This window comes from Pseudocitrobacter corydidari (genome assembly GCF_021172065.1).
Classification (GTDB): domain Bacteria; phylum Pseudomonadota; class Gammaproteobacteria; order Enterobacterales; family Enterobacteriaceae; genus Pseudocitrobacter; species Pseudocitrobacter corydidari.
Genome location: NZ_CP087880.1, coordinates 3,581,288 through 3,598,147, shown reverse-complemented (window position 1 = coordinate 3,598,147; position 16,860 = coordinate 3,581,288). Strand labels below are relative to the sequence as shown.

The window sequence follows — 16,860 nt, the reverse complement described above, 5'->3', positions numbered from 1 at the left end:
GGCACAGTCACGCCGGGCGGGTTTTGTTTGACTTAAAAAGGGCGAGGGAGGAAAGCTAAAAACAAGAATTAACGCACGACAATATAACGGATATTAACGGACAGGATTTGGGGGATGCATGGAATTTGCTATACAACTCATTATCATCTTGATTTGTTTGTTCTACGGTGCGCGAAAAGGCGGTATCGCGCTGGGGCTTTTGGGCGGTATCGGGCTGGTTATTCTGGTCTTTGTTTTTCATCTTCAGCCAGGTAAACCGCCTGTCGATGTGATGCTGGTGATTATTGCCGTGGTGGCCGCATCGGCAACGCTTCAGGCTTCTGGCGGCTTAGATGTGATGCTGCAAATTGCTGAAAAGCTGCTGCGGCGCAATCCGAAGTATGTCTCTATTGTTGCGCCTTTCGTGACCTGCACGCTAACCATTCTCTGCGGTACCGGGCATGTGGTGTATACCATTTTGCCGATTATCTACGATGTGGCGATCAAAAATAATATCCGGCCTGAACGTCCTATGGCGGCGAGTTCTATCGGCGCGCAGATGGGCATTATTGCCAGCCCGGTCTCGGTTGCCGTGGTGTCATTAGTGGCGATGCTCGGTAATTTCACCTTCAACGGCAAGCATCTCGAATTCCTCGATCTCTTATCCATTACTATCCCCTCAACGCTACTCGGCATTCTGGCGATTGGTATTTTCAGCTGGTTCCGCGGAAAGGATTTAGATAAAGACCAGACCTTCCAGGAATTTATTGCTGTACCGGAAAACCGTCACTATGTGTATGGTGATACGGCGACGCTTTTAGATAAAAAACTGCCCACCAGTAACTGGGTGGCGATGTGGATCTTCCTGGCATCCATTGCCGTTGTGGCACTACTGGGAGCATTCTCTGAACTGCGTCCGGCCTTTGATGGCAAGCCGTTGTCGATGGTGCTGGTCATCCAGATGTTTATGCTGCTCTCCGGCGCGCTGATCATCATCATCACCAAAACTAACCCGGCGTCGATTTCTAAAAACGAAGTGTTCCGTTCGGGCATGATTGCGATTGTTGCGGTGTACGGCATCGCCTGGATGGCGGAAACCATGTTCGGCGCGCACATGTCTGAAATTAAAGGCGTGTTAGGCGAAATGGTGAAGGAGTATCCGTGGGCCTATGCGATTGTACTGCTGCTGGTCTCGAAATTCGTGAACTCACAGGCGGCAGCGCTGGCAGCGATCGTTCCGGTCGCGCTGGCGATTGGCGTGGATCCCGCGTATATCGTGGCATCAGCGCCTGCCTGCTACGGTTACTATATTCTGCCAACCTATCCCAGCGACCTGGCGGCGATTCAGTTTGACCGTTCAGGCACCACGCACATTGGTCGTTTCGTGATTAACCACAGCTTTATTCTGCCGGGCTTGATTGGTGTGAGTGTCTCGTGCGTATTTGGTTGGGTATTTGCCGGGCTGTACGGTTTTCTGTAATAAAAAAGCAGGTGCCCTACGGCACCTGCTTTAATAGGTTGGGTTACGCGGTGCGACGATAGAGTTCGATCATATCCGTCGCTAAATCCTGAATCACCATCGCGTTCATCAGATGGTCCTGAGAGTGAACGGTAATCAGGTTAACCGGCAATTTACCGGTGCCTTCATCCAGACCAATAAGCTGGGTCTGAATGGTGTGTGCGTGCTTCACGTAGTCGTGTGACTCCGCCATCGCTTTTTCTGAACCGGTGAAATCGCCTTTACGCGCCAGCTGCAACGCGGTTAATGCAGCACTACGCGCAGCGCCAGCGTTCACCAGCAGCTCCATAATGGTGGTTTCCAAATCTTCCATGCCAACTTACTCCATCAGTTTGAGGGCTTTTTCCAGAACGGCATCACCTTTCATCATGCCGTAATCCATCATGTCGATAACCGCCACTTTTTTGCCCAGCGGATCGGCCTGCGCCTGCAGCTTAGCTTGCTCATACTTGACCTGTGGGCCAAGCAGGATGATGTCGGCTTCATTGAGATTGTCTTTAAACTCCGCGACCGGCACGGCCTTGATGGAAACCTCAATACCTTTCTTCTGAGCTGCGTCTTTCATACGTTGAACCAGCATACTGGTGGACATACCTGCAGCACAGCATAAAACGATGTTCTTCATAATTCGCCCTCATGTTCCTTGATGTCACATCTTTATCGCGGGAGAGAGGGTTCAACAACTGCTTTGCGGCGATTGTGTGTAAGCCATCACAAAGAAAGGCTGAAAAAACTGAAACCGGTTACATTTTTGCGAGTTAAGTGAAATGAAGACAACCATAAATCGGCAATTTTCTCCCCTGATAGGGAATGTGTCATTTATCTACCTGCCTGTGTTATGAATGCAATAACTGCATTTTTTTCAGGAATATAAATGTATTCCTAAAGTATGCCATTCTTGCTTTCCTCTCTCATTTTTACCCTCCTGTTACCTTTAAAGTGCAGCATCAGGGAGGTTGTCAGCGGTATTTCTGACAGCTGGATGTTGTGCAATACAGGGAGTTCGTATCATGAGCGGAAAACCCGCGGCGCGTCAGGGCGATATGACCCGGTACGGCGGCCTGATTGTTCAGGGGTCGGCAGGCGTACGTATAGGCGCACCCACCGGCGTGGCCTGCTCGGTATGCCCCGGCGGATACACATCCGGTAACCCGGTGAATCCGCTGCTGGGCGCAAAAGTACAGCCCGGCGAAACCGATTTTGCGCTGCCCGGCCCGTTGCCTTTCATCCTCTCCCGTACCTACAGCAGCTACCAGACAAAAACACCCTCTCCCGTCGGTATCTTCGGCCCTGGCTGGAAAATGCCGGCGGATACCCGCTTACAGATACGCGATAACGAACTGATACTCAATGATAACGGCGGCAGAAGCATTCATTTTGAGCACCTGTTTCCCGGAGAAGACGGCTACAGCCGCAGTGAATCATTCTGGCTGGTACGCGGCGGTGTGCTGAAACTGGATAAAAACCACCGGCTTGCCCCGCTCTGGCAGGCACTACCGGAATATATTCGAACCAGTCCGCATATTTATCTGGCGACCAACAGCCCACTGGGGCCGTGGTGGATTCTCGGCTGGAGTGAGCGGGTGCCGGGCGTGGATGAGGTGCTGCCTGCCCCGTTGCCGCCGTACCGGGTGCTGACCGGTCTGGTGGACCGTTTCGGGCGCACGCAGACTTTCCACCGTGAGGCGGCAGGTCAGTTTGCCGGGGAAATCACCGGTGTGACTGATGGCGCAGGCCGTCAGTTCCGGCTGGTGCTGACCACCCAGGCACAGCGGGCAGAAGAGGCCCGGCAGCAGGCAATTGTTGCTGGAGCAAAACAGCCGGATATTCCGGATTCGCTGCCTGGCTACACGGAATATGGCCGGGATAACGGCATTCGCCTTTCGTCGGTGTGGCTGATACATGACCCGGAATATCCGGAGAATTTACCCGCCGCGCCGCTGGTGCGATACGACTGGACGCCACGCGGTGAACTGGCTGCCGTCTGTGACCGCAGCGGCACGCAGATTCGCAGCTTTACTTACGATGATAAATACCGGGGCCGGATGGTGGCGCACCGTTACGCGGGCAGACCGGAGATGCGCTACCGCTACGATGACATCGGGCGCGTGACGGAACAACGTAATCCGGCAGGCTTAAGCTACACCTATCAGTATGAGAAAAACCGTATCACCATCACCGACAGCCTGAACCGGCGTGAGGTACTGCATACGCAGGACGAAGCCGGGCTGAAGCGGGTGGTGAAAAAAGAGCAGGCTGACGGCAGCATTATCCAGAATCGGTTTGACGCTGTGGGTCGCCTTCAGTCACAGACGGATGCGGCAGGCCGGATAACAGAATACCACTCCAGTGTGGTGACGGGGCTCGTCACGTGCATCACCACACCGGACGGCAGGGAGTCGACATTCTGTTACGACGACCAGAACCAGTTAACCTCAGCCACCGGGCCCGACGGACTGGAAATACGCCGGAAATATGATGAGTACGGGCGGATGATGCAGGAAACCGCCCGCAACGGCGATGTCACCCGCTACAGCTATGATAATCCACACAGTGAATTACCGACCGCAACAGCGGACGCAACGGGCAGCGTCCGGCAGATGACCTGGAGCCGCTACGGGCAGTTGCTGGCGTTCACCGACTGCTCGGGCTACCAGACCCGCTATGAATATGACCGCTTCGGCCAGATGACGGCGGTGCACCGCGAGTTAGGACTGAGCCAGTATCGCGCATACGACAACCGTGGGCGCGTCATCTCGGACAGAGATGTCCAGGGTCAGGAAACCCGTTACGAATACAACGCCGCAGGCGACCTGACAGCGGTCATTTCTCCGGACGGCAACCGGAGCGAGACACAGTACGATGCGTGGGGAAAGGCGGTCAGCACCACGCGGGGCGGGCTGACGCGCAGCATGGAGTACGACATTGCCGGACGCGTCACCACGCTCACCAACGAGAACGGCAGTCACAGCGACTTCGGTTACGATGCGCTGGACCGCCTGGTACAGCAGAGCGGCTTTGACGGACGGACACAACGTTACCGTTATGACCTGACCGGAAAACTCACGCAGAGCGAGGATGAGGAACTCATCACCCTCTGGTACTACGATGAATCGGACCGTATCACGCACCGCACGGTGAACGGTGAACCGGCAGAACAGTGGCAGTATGACAGCCACGGCTGGCTGACAGAAATCAGCCATCTGAGCGAAGGCCACCGTGTTGCCGTCCACTATGGCTATGATGATAAAGGCCGCCTCACCGGCGAGCGCCAGACGGTGCATAACCCTGAGACGGGGGAACTGCTGTGGCAGCATGAGACGAAACACGCATACAACGAGCAGGGGCTGACAAACCGCGTCACGCCGGACAGCCTGCCGCCGGTGGAGTGGCTGACGTATGGCAGCGGTTATCTGGCGGGAATGAAGCTGGGCGGAACGCCGCTGCTGGAATTCACGCGCGACAGGCTGCACCGCGAGACGGTGCGCAGCTTCGGCGATAACGCATATGAACTGAGCAGCACCTACAACCCGGCAGGTCAGTTACAGAGCCAGCGCCTGAACAGCCTGGTGTATGACCGTGACTACAGCTGGAATGACAATGGCGACCTGGTGCGCATCAGCGGCCCGCGACAGACGCGGGAATACGGCTACAGCGTCACGGGCAGACTGGCGAGCGTACGCACGACCACATCAGACCTGGACATCTGCATCCCGTATGCCACCGACCCTGCGGGCAACCGGCTGCCCGACCCGGAGCTGCATCCTGACAGCACGCTCAGGGCGTGGCCGGATAACCGCATCGCGGAAGATGCGCACTATGTCTATCGCTACGATGAGTACGGCAGGCTGACGGAGAAGACGGACCGCATCCCGGAAGGGGTTATCCGGATGTACGACGAGCGGACGCACCACTACCATTATGATAATCAGCACCGCCTGGTGTTCTGTACGCGGATACAGCATGGCGAGCCACTGGTCGAGAGCCGCTACCTCTACGACCCGCTGGGCCGCCGGACAGGGAAACGGGTGTGGCGTCGCGAGCGTGACCTGACGGGGTGGATGTCACTGTCGCGTAAACCGGAGGTGACATGGTACGGCTGGGACGGCGACCGCCTGACGACGATACAGACCGACACCACACGTATCCAGACTGTCTACCAGCCGGGGAGCTTCACACCGCTCATCCGTATCGAAACAGAGAATGGTGAGCTGCATAAAGCGCAGCGCCGCAGCCTGGCGGAGAAGCTCCAGCAGGAAGGCAGCGAGGACGGTCACGGCGTGGTCTTCCCGGCTGAACTGGTGCGGCTGCTGGACAGGCTGGAGGAGGAAATCCGGGCAGACCGCGTGAGTCACGAAAGCCGCCAGTGGCTGGCACAGTGCGGGCTGACGGTGGAGCAACTGGCCAGACAGGTAGAGCCGGAGTACACACCGGCACGCTCACTGCATCTGTATCACTGCGACCACCGTGGACTGCCGCTGGCGCTCATCAGCGAAGATGGCAATACGGTGTGGAGTGCAGAATACGATGAATGGGGCAACCAGCTGAACCAGGAGAACCCGCATCATCTGTATCAGCCATACCGTCTGCCGGGACAGCAGTACGATGAAGAGTCGGGGCTGTGCTATAACCGGAATCGATACTATGACCCGTTGCAGGGGCGGTATATCACCCAGGATCCCATTGGGCTGAATGGAGGGATAAACCTTTACACTTATCCGTTAAATCCATTATCAGGTATAGATCCATTAGGTTTGTGTCTGGAAGATCTGTGTATAATGGAGAGTGCTATAGGTTTATCTATTCTTTGGGGAATGGGATCTTCGTATTATGCGACGCAGGCACAACAATCAGGTAATAAGACTAGTACAGCAACGACTACTAGCTTGCCTGCGTGTAATACAGCAGGTCAATGCCCTCCTTGTGACCCGCCAGTGGGAGAGAAATTCAATAAAACAACACATTATGATCATAATCATGCTGAATGCTTACAGAGAACTGGTTCGAAAGTGCATTGGCATTATCAGACACATAACCAAATGCCTTATCCTGATTGCACATGTAAACTTCAAAAACATGCATTTGGTGGCTGTGGAGTTGCGCCACCATAAATTATCAATCTATACTTTAAAATCATAATGGATTCTTATATTTCTATTATGCTGGTTGTATGTGCAGTGGTGAGTGTAGATGTAATGAATATTAAATTTTCTCTCGCCATTTAATATTCGGTGAGTATAATCTATAGTAGATAAATATGTTTTATGTGGCGATGTTAATATGAAAAAACTAGTTGAGAAAGATTTTATAGATCAAATACATGATAATAAAATGTGGGCAATTAACTTCAATTTCGATGGGAGGCAGTTCTTAATTAAAGATTATCTTGAACTTGATATTGATTATGTTATGAATGTTGATTCATCCATCGGAGATGGAATCGTGTTTCACATATGCCCTGCAAAGATAATTTTTGAATGCGTCAGTAGCTTTAATATTCAATTGTCTTCCGATACTGAATCGGAAGGCTATTTTAATGCGGATTGTTTATACATCTTGGAAATAAATAAGAAATTCATTAAGAATAGCAAATCACATTACAGTATAATTTTTTGCAATAATGTTGGATATATTGAATTTTATGCAGCCAAAGCATCATTATATATTAGTGATGAGAAGGTGTATAAAGTTGGTGATTCTGATTCTATACCTATTGAAAAAAGAATTAAGTAATTTAGAAAATACCATGTCCCGGTTAATGAATGTCCATGTTGTAATTAGTTATTTATTGAGGATGCGATCTGCCTCTGAGATAACAAATGAAATGAACAGCTAGAGATTTTTACACAGAACTATAGTGGTCTTTTGCAATATCTGGCATTGTGTATACTCTAAATAATTCAAGTCGCAGCACATGCAACTTAAAGTATAACGAATATAATACATATTCAGTCACGCATTAATTAAAATATTACCTGTTTAATGTGAATTCTTATCTGAAAGTAAATATTCCCCCAGATTAAAATAAACTCTCACCGGAAAAGTAAGAGGAAATAAAACATGACCGAAAAACCAGCGGCGCGCCAGGGGGACATGACCCAGGAGGGCGGCCCGATAGTCCAGGGTTCATCTGGGGGGCTGATAGGCGTGCCGACCGGCGTGGCGTGTTCGGTGTGTCCGGGCGGTATCACCTATTCTAAGATGATGAGGAGTCGAGAATGTACTATAACCGGAACCGGTACTATGACCCGTTGTTGGGAAGGTATATCACACAGGATCCTATTGGGCTGAAAGGGGGGATGAATTTATATCAATATCCTTCAAATCCTGTTGGATATGCAGATCCATTGGGATTGTCTGGATTATCGGGATTTGGTTCGGGATTTAGCAATTACATGCAATCAGCAAGATCGTTAGCTATGTCGATGGCCGAACAAGGAGCATCCCCCGAAGAGATTTCTGCTTCATTAGAACATTTGGCAGAAGGAGATTTGCCAAAACAGGCAAAGCAATATGTGGAAGGCTTGGTTTATGGTTCTGCCACCTTAGCATCTATATCGGTATGCCCCTCGGCATCATATGCTGTATCTGGTTCTTTAACTGGTGGAGCTAAGGCATTAAATCAGATATTTAATGGTGGAGATTTCAGTTTCAGCGATGTGTATGTAGCAACGAATGCGGGGATTCTAACTGAAGGTCGTAGTTTGATGGCAACGATAGGAATCAATGTTGCGGGGTACTCTGCCAGTAATTTGCTAAAAGGAACAACACAAACAAATGAAGGTGTCGTTTCGACAATTATAGGCACAATAACAGGTTTTGGTACAATGAAGGGGGCGGGGGCAGTAACGTTGCCACGGGAGTTGGCGCTGTTGTAACAGAGGTCACAACAAGTAAAACCAATGAAAAACTTAGTGAGTAAAAATAGAATGAATGCCAAAAAAAATGTATATAAATTTATTTTTATTTCAATGCTCAAGTGCTGTTTTGGATGTGCGTTTGCTATATATATAGGTCTACTTGGGATTGCTGTTTATCTTGGATTTAAGTCCGGGGTATTTGATTTTGATTTTTATGGCGATTTTATTATCTCTCTTAAAAAAGGTTTTCTTCTGGGTGGGGTATATGGTATGCGTGAAGCGATATTTTGGAAAAGGAAAGTTATTGGTAAGGAGTAAAATGATAAAGATAAACATTTTATAAAAAACTAATCTTGAATAAATATTGCTAACTAAAGCTTTTTTGCAATAAGCATTCAATGGAATTGATAATATGGATGTTCATCCGGTTGAATTAATTTTTAGATCATTAAGCGGCATTATTTTTCCTTACATGGATGAGCCAGAAATAGTTCAGAAAACATGTTCATGCTGTGGGCGATCTGCAAGTGAATTTAATTATGAGGGTTACAAATTTAAGAATAGCTATCAGCAATCTGTCATGCATTGTCCACAATGTCAGAGTTTTTTTGCATCTGGACCGGATATTTTAGGCACCGAAAGTCCTAAAAGACCAACCACAAGCCAGAAATTCAGTATGTGGCCGTAGGGCAAGACCCGGCAGGGGTTATCCGGATGTACGACGAGCGGACCCATCACTACCACTACGACAGTCAGCACCGCCTGGTGTTCTACACGCGGATACAGCACGGCGAGCCGCAGGTCGAGAGCCGCTACCTCTATGACCCGCTGGGCCGCCGGACAGGCAAACGGGTGTGGCGGCGAGAGCGTGACCTGACGGGGTGGATGTCACTGTCGCGTAAACCGGAGGTGACGTGGTACGGCTGGGACGGCGACCGCCTGACGACGATACAGACCGACACCACACGTATCCAGACTGTCTACCAGCCGGGGAGCTTCACACCGCTCATCCGTATCGAAACAGAGAATGGTGAGCTGCATAAAGCGCAGCGCCGCAGCCTGGCGGAGAAGCTCCAGCAGGAAGGCAGCGAGGACGGTCACGGCGTGGTCTTCCCGGCTGAACTGGTGCGGCTGCTGGACAGGCTGGAGGAGGAAATCCGGGCAGACCGCGTGAGTCACGAAAGCCGCCAGTGGCTGGCACAGTGCGGGCTGACGGTGGAGCAACTGGCCAGACAGATGGAGCCGGAATATACACCCGTGCGAAACGTTCATCTGTATCACTGCGACCACCGTGGACTGCCGCTGGCGCTCATCAGCGAAGACGGCAATACGGTGTGGAGTGCAGAATACGATGAATGGGGCAACCAGCTGAACCAGGAGAACCCGCATCACCTGTATCAGCCGTACCGTCTGCCGGGACAGCAGCATGATGAGGAGTCAGGGCTGTACTACAACCGTCATCGGTACTATGACCCGATACAGGGGATGTATATCACCCAGGACCCGACAGGGCTGGCGGGTGGATGGAACTTATATCAATATCCATTAAATCCAGTGTTATTTGTAGACCCGATGGGGTTGAATGCTGAAAAATGTGCATCGATTGAAAGAAGAATTGAAAACTTGCAGAAAGAAATTTGGGATAAACGCTATCCAGATTTGAAGAATGATCCTCGTGGATTGCCTTACAAGGCATGGCCTGGTTCTGCATTAAGAGATACCGTGCAAGGTCATGAAATATTGATAACAATTGCGCTACGTAATTTAGATAATGCTTGGAAAGAATGGCATGATAATGGATGTGGTGGCAACCCACCGGCTTCTCCAACTAACTGCCCGGCTACAGAGGAAAAGGAGAATAAGTCCGTTGAAAATGTAGCAAAAACAGGAGCAGTTGCTGTTGGCCTTTATGTTGGGTACAAAATAGTCAGAGCTGCTCTTGTCTCTGTTGTGGCCACCCCAGTGGCTGGTGCGGCTAGCCTTGCTGTTCCATAATGAAGTAACAGATTATTCTTGATTTCTAATTGAACGAGGTCGTGTATGAGCGGAAAAGATATTTTGTTAAAAAATGAAATTGAAATGATTTTACAGGGGGGGAGTATTGGTGGGGATTTAAAGTTGTATTTTGAGAGCCTTGATGATAATAATCTAAGAAGGGCTCTTTTTATATTATCAAGAATGTATCCGGTCAAGTTGATTGTTTCAGATGATGAAGTTGATTTTATTAGTTCTATGCTTTCTAGTGAGAGGATTACAAAACAAAATAATTTCTTTGAGTTTGTTCGTTCAATTAGCATTGTTGATTTTAATTGTGAGCAGAAAAATGTTATTGGTCGCGTGATAAAATCTCATTTTACAAATTTGTGTGAGAGATGTAGTTTTGAATTAGATGAGTTGTTGATGCGCATATTTAGCTCAGTGGAATTAATGGAATACATGAAGGCATTGGTTGAAAGTAGTGATGATTTGGCGGTGTTGCAGCATATATCAGACATTCTAAGGGATGAGTACTTTTATAATTCAAATGTAACTAATGAGATACTTCAGATATTAACAAAAAAAATACCAAACCTGGCAGCTAAGGAAAATAAATAAAAGACATCTCCATGACTTCTATTAATATTGCGCTCAGTCGTGACGCAGAACAGAGTGGTGTGAAATTGCGGTGCAGGAAAATAATAATTCATGCCGCAGATGCAAAGATGCAAAATAATACATTTTGTATGTAATAAGCATAAGCTTTTGAAGAGGTGGTGGCAGACCCACCAAGATCTGCTGTCGGACGTCGGTTCCAAACAACCCCGACTACTTAAGACAACCGTGGGCGGTTAATCTCGACAAAGGATACGCAGGGCCATGAAACCCGTTACGAATACAACGCCGCAGGCGACCTGACAGCGGTCATTTCTCCGGACGGCAACCGGAGCGAGACACAGTACGATGCGTGGGGAAAGGCGGTCTCCCAGCCGGGGAGCTTCACGCCGCTCATCAGAATTGAAACAGAGAATGGTGAGCTGCATAAAGCGCAGCGCCGCAGCCTGGCGGAGAAGTTACAGCAGGAAGGGAGCGAGGACGGCCACGGTGTGGTGTTCCCGGCTGAACTGGTGCGGCTGCTGGACACGCTGGAGGAGGAAATCCGGGCAGACCGCGTGAGCAGTGAAAGCCATGCGTGGCTGGCACAGTGCGGGCTGACGGTGGAGCAACTGGCCAGACAGATGGAGCCGGAATATACACCAGTGCGAAACGTTCATCTTTATCACTGCGACCACCGTGGACTGCCGCTGGCGCTCATCAGCGAAGACGGTAATACGGTGTGGCGCGGGGAGTATGATGAATGGGGCAACCAGCTGAATGAGGAGAACCCGCATCATCTGTTCCAGCCATACCGCCTGCCGGGCCAGCAGCACGATGAGGAGTCGGGACTGTGCTATAACCGGAACCGGTACTATGACCCGTTGTTGGGAAGATATATCACACAGGATCCGATAGGGCTGAAAGGTGGATGGAATTTTTATAGTTATCCGTTGAATCCGATTAAATATACAGACTCATTAGGTTTGTGTGTGGAGGATCTTTGTATAATTGAAGGTGGAATATTTCTTTCTTTTCTTTTAGGGGCGGGTTCAACAATTCAGGCTCTACAATCTCGACAGACTGATAATCGTCCGAATACTCAGGAAGATGCGAGGAATGAAGCAGAATTGCAGAAGGATCGAGAATATAAGAAGGCGAAAACCTTTTGTGATAATAAGCAGCCAGATCCATTCAGAAAGCGTTATGAGAATCGTTGTGCATTTTTATCTGATACAATTAACCATGCTCAGAAATGTATTGATTTATATAATGACTGGGATTATAAATGGTTTCCTGGTCGTCATGATGATAAAATTTCCTCTTGGGAGAATCGGATAAACAATTTCAAGGGAGAATATAATAAAACCTGTATAGATAAATCGAACAAACTTAACTAAAGAGGTAATGTAATGGGTGGGAAAACATTTCAAGAGTTAATGTCTATCAAGAAAAAAGCATCTGATATTAACTCGAAAGAAATTTTTGAGAAATATCAAAAAAGCAGTGAATTTTGGGATGTGCAAATAATAGATGTAAATCAGCATGGGTTATCTGGTGATACCATGCTGCATATTGCCGCATGGCAAGGAAGTACAGAAGATATGAATAAATTAATTTTATTAGGATCCGATGTAAACTCAGTTGGCGATTTGGGTAATACTCCATTGCATCATGCAGTGCTATTCGATCAAATGGAGTCAATTAAACTGCTATTAAATCATAACGTAAATGTAGATATAAAAAATGAATCAGGAGAAAAGCCGCTTGATATAGCAAAAAGAAATAACCGAAAAGAAATTATAAATTTAATCATAAAGAAATCTAATAAAAACACATAGAGACATAAACAGCGAAGGTACAACGGAATGGCGTGGGGAGTTGTCCTTGGAGCAGCGTCTTCTATGATGGCCGCTTCTGCTGAGGGTTTCGCTATATCAGCAGTCGATCTAGTTGGTGGGGATAAAATTCAAAATGGAACGTTTTGCATTAACCCGTCGACTTCCAATTCCATTACGGTAGGAAATCTATTAAAGGAAAAAAGATAATACAGCGTGAGTTAGTGGGTACATATAATTACGACATTAACAATCATGCGCAGCTTCGGCAATAGCACATCCCCCCCCCGCCGGGACAACTACTGTAGTGGCACAATACAACCGGCCACTACAATAACTGAACAGAGAATCATGCAGCAGTCGTGCGCAAAATCCTGTTTTTCCCCTGCTGTTTTGCTTTATAAAGCGCTTCATCAACGCTAACAATCAGCTGTTCCAGCGATTCCATATTCCATTCGCCCAGTCCGCCGCTGAAGGTCACGGTGAGCCCCTCTTCACGCCACGTGCGTTGCGCGACTTTCTCACGCCAGTTTTCCAGCAGGGTACGGGCAGAATCGATATACGTTGCCGGGAAAATTACGGCAAACTCTTCGCCGCCATAGCGATAAATCGAAATCTCATGCGGTTGCAGAATTTGTATCCCTTCGCGTGCGACGTTACGCAGTACGATATCGCCGTTCAGGTGGCCCCAGGTATCATTGATCGACTTGAAGTTATCGATATCTACCAGCGCCAGTGCGAAAGGTTGATGATCGTTCATCAGCGCGGCGATATCGCTGTCGAAGGCGCGACGGTTTTTACAGCCGGTCAGGGCATCGATTGTGGCCTGGCGGACGTAGGCAATTTCGCGTTCTTTGTTGGTTTCAATGGCTTTGCTTAACATCGCTTCAAGCTTCGGCGCGCGGTTAACGTCGCCCGTTTTGATAGCATTGATGATGTTCATCAGCACGGTACGCGAGGCGTGGCGCAAATAGAGGGCAAAGACGATGATGACAAAGGCGGCGACGGCAAATCCCCAGGCCACAATCACTGTCTCGTGATGGGCGAGGTCGGCGAGCGTATGGTCGGAGACTTTATAAATGACGAACCAGTCGGGATTGGTGAACGAGTAATAGTAGAGCCAGGTTTTACTCTTACCGTCGTGGATTTCCCCTTCCGCATTGGTCATTTGGTCCATCAGCTTTTCAGGCACCATATTACTGAACAGGCGGGTGGTATCCGGGTGAAGCACGGCCTTACCGTCGCGGTTAACCACAAAAAATTCCCCGCTGACCGGTGATTGCATTTGTCGCAGGGTATAACTCATTGACGGCAAATCCAGGTGAAATGCCAGCGTTCCTTTCAATTTCCCATCCGGAGAAACGACAGGCTTGGCCATAGTGATGGTGGTTTCGCGGGTAAAGTAGTCCGTATAAGGCTGCGTATAGCGCGCAAATAACCCAGAGTCACCCTGCGCCCGGAACCAGGGACGCGTTGTGGCATTGAACTCCCCACTGTCGGACGTCGCCATCACCTGTGGGACGCGCAAATAATTCCCATTAGGGTCGGCGACAGAGATGGACGTTACCGTCGGCATCAGCGCCAGCAGGTGCATCATCAGCTCGGTGCCTTTCTCCGGATCGCGATTAACGACGTTATCCAGCTGTTCATTGTTCGATAGAAAGGTTGTCGCGCGGCTTAAAATATAATCATCTTCGCGCAGGATCGATTCCATGTAATTCACCGCCATGTTGTGGGTGAAGTTACGGTTGATATGGTGGTAATCCTCAATGATATCTTTACGCTGATTGAGCATCACCAGGGTGGCAATAACCAGGAAGCTCAAAAGGATACCGGCGAAACTGATGATTATCGGCGTGGTAAACGACAGTTTCCTGCTATGAGTACTCATAACGTTTTCTTCGTTCCAGAAGGTGAATGGCAAAAGTATAAGGGGCCAGGAGGTGTTGTGCGGCGATATATAAAAGTTATGCTTTCCTTATTGTTTATAGGGTAATCAAATCAGAGACGCAAAAATAGTTGCCGATTATCTTAAAAGCGTAAGAGAGGCAGGGCGGTAGAGGAAGGAAGAGCCGCCCTGGTCAACATCCTGCTGACGAGGGCTAGCGTATTCCGCCACGTGCTTTTCAACAACGCGCAATGTGCTGCGCTGCGAGTCTCTTCGCAGACAAAATCATGCCCTTACATCGCTCTCTTCAGGGTTGCGAGACGCGTCCCAGCCAGCCGTCCCAGTCTTTCCACACCGGCTGTAAACCACGCTCGCGCAAGGCATCCGCCACCGCTTCCGGTCGGCGGGCATCGTGCGGGGCAAATTGCTCCAGTTCCGGATGATCGTCAGCGTATCCGCCGGGCTGCGTTTTAGAAAAGGCGCTCACGTTGTTGATTGCCAGCGGGATCACGTTGTCGCGGAACCATGGCGATTCGCGGGTGGAGAGCGACAGCTCAATTTCCGGTGAGAAAAGGCGAAACGCGCAAATCACCTGTACCAGCTGCTTTTCATCCATCAGGGACGCGGGTTCTACGCCGCCCGCACACGGACGCAGGCGGGGGAAGGAGACAGAGTAGCGGCTTTGCCAGTAGTGGTGCTGAAGCCACAGCAAATGCTCGGCCACCATAAAGCAATCCACCCGCCAGCTGTCCGACAGGCCAATCAGCGCGCCGAGGCCGATTTTATCAATCCCTGCCTGGCCCAGGCGGTCCGGTGTATCCAGCCGCCAGAAGAAATCCTGCTTTTTGCCTTTCAGATGATGATGGGCGTACTGCGCCTCGTGGTAAGTCTCCTGATACACCATCACCCCATCCAGCCCCAGCGTTTTCAGTTCCGCGTACTCTTCGGTAGAGAGCGGCTGCACTTCCATTTGTAGCGAGGAAAACTGGCTGCGGATGGCGGGAAGATGGCGGCGAAAATAGTCCATCCCGACTTTACTCTGATGCTCGCCGGTCACCAGCAGCAGGTGCTCGAAATTCATGGCGCGGATGGCGGCACATTCGCGGGCGATTTCAGTTTCGTCCAGCGTCTTACGCTTGATGCGATTACTCATGGAGAAACCACAGTAAGTGCAGTCGTTGGCGCAGAGGTTCGAAAGATAAAGCGGCACGTAAAAACTGACGGTGTTGCCGAAGCGTTGACGGGTGAGTTGCTGCGCGCGCTGCGCCAGTGGTTCGAGATAATCGGCGGCGGCGGGAGAGAGTAGCGCCATCATATCGTCGCGCGTCAGATGACGGGCGGCCAGCGCGCGTTCAACGTCGGCCGCGGTTTTACTGCTGATTTTCAGGCGCAGATCGTCCCAGTTGAGCTCGCGCCAGCGATCGCTAAAGGCGCTCATACGCTGGCCTCCAGAAAACCGGTTAACGGGCTGGTGGCGACGGCGTGCGTGCGGCGTGCGCCCGGTACTGCCTGGCGTGCCAGAATACCGGCATCGACCGCCATACGAAACGCGTGCGCCATCATCACCGGATCATCGGCAACGGCAATGGCGGTATTTACCAGCACCGCGTCGGCGCCCATCTCCAGCGCCTGCGCGGCGTGGCTTGGCACACCAATGCCCGCATCAACCACTACCGGAACATTCGCCTGAGCGATAATAATCTCTAACATCGCGCGGGTTTCCAGCCCCTGATTCGAACCAATCGGCGCCCCCAGCGGCATCACAGCGGCGCATCCCGCTTCTTCAAGACGCTTACACAATACCGGATCTGCGCCACAGTACGGCAGCACCACAAAACCCTCTTTCACCAGCAGTTCAGCGGCTTTCAGGGTTTCGATCGGGTCGGGTAACAGCCAGCGTGCGTCAGGGTGAATTTCCAGCTTCAGCCAGTTTGTGCCCAGCGCTTCGCGGGCTAACTGCGCGGCGAATACTGCTTCTTCCGCCGTTTTCGCGCCGGAGGTATTCGGCAGCAGCGTGACGCCCGCTTCGCGCAGCGGTTCCAGAATGGCATCGTTATTCTGGCGTAAATCGACGCGCTTCATCGCCAGCGTGACAAGCTGACTGCCCGATGCGCGAATGGCATCGACCATCACTTTTGATGATGCAAATTTCCCGGTACCCGTAAACAAATGAGAATCAAAGATTTTATCGGCAATGCGTAACAT

Annotated in this window: 11 protein-coding genes and 4 pseudogenes; 10 read left to right on the top strand and 5 right to left on the bottom strand. The window is 50.3% G+C overall.

Features of this window, described 5'->3' with window-relative positions:
• Positions 1-118: 118 nt before the first annotated feature.
• Positions 119-1,459, top strand: a complete 1,341-nt coding sequence (gene dcuB, locus G163CM_RS16715; RefSeq protein WP_015966387.1) for an anaerobic C4-dicarboxylate transporter DcuB — start codon at positions 119-121, stop codon at positions 1,457-1,459.
• A gap of 43 nt (positions 1,460-1,502) precedes the next feature.
• On the opposite strand, the gene G163CM_RS16710 is transcribed toward dcuB, so the two are convergent.
• Together G163CM_RS16710 and G163CM_RS16705 are read right to left on the bottom strand one after the other, a co-directional pair.
• Positions 1,503-1,811 (bottom strand): PTS lactose/cellobiose transporter subunit IIA, encoded by a 309-nt coding sequence (locus G163CM_RS16710; RefSeq protein ID WP_015966386.1) that lies wholly within the window; start codon positions 1,809-1,811, stop codon positions 1,503-1,505.
• Between the two features lie 6 nt (positions 1,812-1,817).
• Positions 1,818-2,123: a PTS sugar transporter subunit IIB gene (locus G163CM_RS16705; protein WP_108477138.1), complete on the bottom strand. Its 306-nt coding sequence runs from the start codon at positions 2,121-2,123 to the stop codon at positions 1,818-1,820.
• A 385-nt stretch (positions 2,124-2,508) separates the two neighbouring features.
• On the opposite strand from G163CM_RS16705, the gene G163CM_RS16700 reads away from it, so the two are divergent.
• The 9 genes and pseudogenes from G163CM_RS16700 to G163CM_RS16665 all read left to right on the top strand — a co-directional run bounded on the left by G163CM_RS16700 (position 2,509) and on the right by G163CM_RS16665 (position 12,770).
• Positions 2,509-6,609, top strand: coding sequence for an RHS element core protein (locus G163CM_RS16700; protein ID WP_231825690.1), 4,101 nt, complete (start codon positions 2,509-2,511; stop codon positions 6,607-6,609).
• Positions 6,610-6,778: 169 nt separating this feature from the next.
• Positions 6,779-7,231 carry a hypothetical protein gene (locus G163CM_RS16695; RefSeq protein WP_231825689.1) on the top strand — a complete coding sequence of 151 codons (453 nt, stop codon included), beginning with the start codon at positions 6,779-6,781 and terminating at the stop codon, positions 7,229-7,231.
• A gap of 327 nt (positions 7,232-7,558) precedes the next feature.
• A pseudogene (locus tag G163CM_RS23495) lies at positions 7,559-7,690 on the top strand (type IV secretion protein Rhs); the annotation flags it as partial.
• 11 nt (positions 7,691-7,701) lie between these two features.
• Positions 7,702-8,376, top strand: a pseudogene (locus tag G163CM_RS23570) (RHS repeat domain-containing protein); the annotation flags it as partial.
• 24 nt (positions 8,377-8,400) lie between these two features.
• A complete protein-coding gene (locus tag G163CM_RS16685) occupies positions 8,401-8,676 on the top strand; it encodes a hypothetical protein (protein WP_231825688.1) in 276 nt (91 codons plus the stop codon).
• Between the two features lie 378 nt (positions 8,677-9,054).
• Positions 9,055-10,353 (top strand): annotated as a pseudogene (locus G163CM_RS16680) (RHS repeat-associated core domain-containing protein); the annotation flags it as partial.
• Positions 10,354-10,398: 45 nt separating this feature from the next.
• Positions 10,399-10,953 (top strand): hypothetical protein, encoded by a 555-nt coding sequence (locus tag G163CM_RS16675; RefSeq protein WP_231825687.1) that lies wholly within the window; start codon positions 10,399-10,401, stop codon positions 10,951-10,953.
• A 278-nt stretch (positions 10,954-11,231) separates the two neighbouring features.
• Positions 11,232-12,329, top strand: a pseudogene (locus G163CM_RS16670) (RHS repeat-associated core domain-containing protein); the annotation flags it as partial.
• A 12-nt stretch (positions 12,330-12,341) separates the two neighbouring features.
• Positions 12,342-12,770 carry an ankyrin repeat domain-containing protein gene (locus G163CM_RS16665; protein WP_231825686.1) on the top strand — a complete coding sequence of 143 codons (429 nt, stop codon included), beginning with the start codon at positions 12,342-12,344 and terminating at the stop codon, positions 12,768-12,770.
• A 346-nt stretch (positions 12,771-13,116) separates the two neighbouring features.
• On the opposite strand, the gene G163CM_RS16660 is transcribed toward G163CM_RS16665, so the two are convergent.
• The 3 genes from G163CM_RS16660 to thiG all read right to left on the bottom strand — a co-directional run bounded on the left by G163CM_RS16660 (position 13,117) and on the right by thiG (position 16,860).
• Entirely contained in the window at positions 13,117-14,658 is a 1,542-nt protein-coding gene (locus G163CM_RS16660; RefSeq protein ID WP_231825685.1) for a sensor domain-containing diguanylate cyclase, read from the bottom strand.
• A 304-nt stretch (positions 14,659-14,962) separates the two neighbouring features.
• Positions 14,963-16,093, bottom strand: coding sequence for a 2-iminoacetate synthase ThiH (thiH, locus tag G163CM_RS16655; RefSeq protein WP_231825684.1), 1,131 nt, complete (start codon positions 16,091-16,093; stop codon positions 14,963-14,965).
• Positions 16,090-16,860 carry a thiazole synthase gene (gene thiG / locus G163CM_RS16650; RefSeq protein WP_231825683.1) on the bottom strand — a complete coding sequence of 257 codons (771 nt, stop codon included), beginning with the start codon at positions 16,858-16,860 and terminating at the stop codon, positions 16,090-16,092. The genes thiH and thiG overlap by 4 nt, the downstream gene beginning before the upstream one ends.

Bases quoted from the DNA above. Each gene is read 5' to 3' on its own strand.
- dcuB (WP_015966387.1), top strand. From the start codon at position 119: ATGGAATTTGCTATACAACTCATTATCATCTTGATTTGTTTGTTCTAC.
- G163CM_RS16710 (WP_015966386.1), bottom strand. From the start codon at position 1,811: ATGGAAGATTTGGAAACCACCATTATGGAGCTGCTGGTGAACGCTGGC.
- G163CM_RS16705 (WP_108477138.1), bottom strand. From the start codon at position 2,123: ATGAAGAACATCGTTTTATGCTGTGCTGCAGGTATGTCCACCAGTATG.
- G163CM_RS16700 (WP_231825690.1), top strand. From the start codon at position 2,509: ATGAGCGGAAAACCCGCGGCGCGTCAGGGCGATATGACCCGGTACGGC.
- G163CM_RS16695 (WP_231825689.1), top strand. From the start codon at position 6,779: ATGAAAAAACTAGTTGAGAAAGATTTTATAGATCAAATACATGATAAT.
- G163CM_RS16685 (WP_231825688.1), top strand. From the start codon at position 8,401: ATGAAAAACTTAGTGAGTAAAAATAGAATGAATGCCAAAAAAAATGTA.
- G163CM_RS16675 (WP_231825687.1), top strand. From the start codon at position 10,399: ATGAGCGGAAAAGATATTTTGTTAAAAAATGAAATTGAAATGATTTTA.
- G163CM_RS16665 (WP_231825686.1), top strand. From the start codon at position 12,342: ATGGGTGGGAAAACATTTCAAGAGTTAATGTCTATCAAGAAAAAAGCA.
- G163CM_RS16660 (WP_231825685.1), bottom strand. From the start codon at position 14,658: ATGAGTACTCATAGCAGGAAACTGTCGTTTACCACGCCGATAATCATC.
- thiH (WP_231825684.1), bottom strand. From the start codon at position 16,093: ATGAGCGCCTTTAGCGATCGCTGGCGCGAGCTCAACTGGGACGATCTG.
- thiG (WP_231825683.1), bottom strand. From the start codon at position 16,860: ATGTTACGCATTGCCGATAAAATCTTTGATTCTCATTTGTTTACGGGT.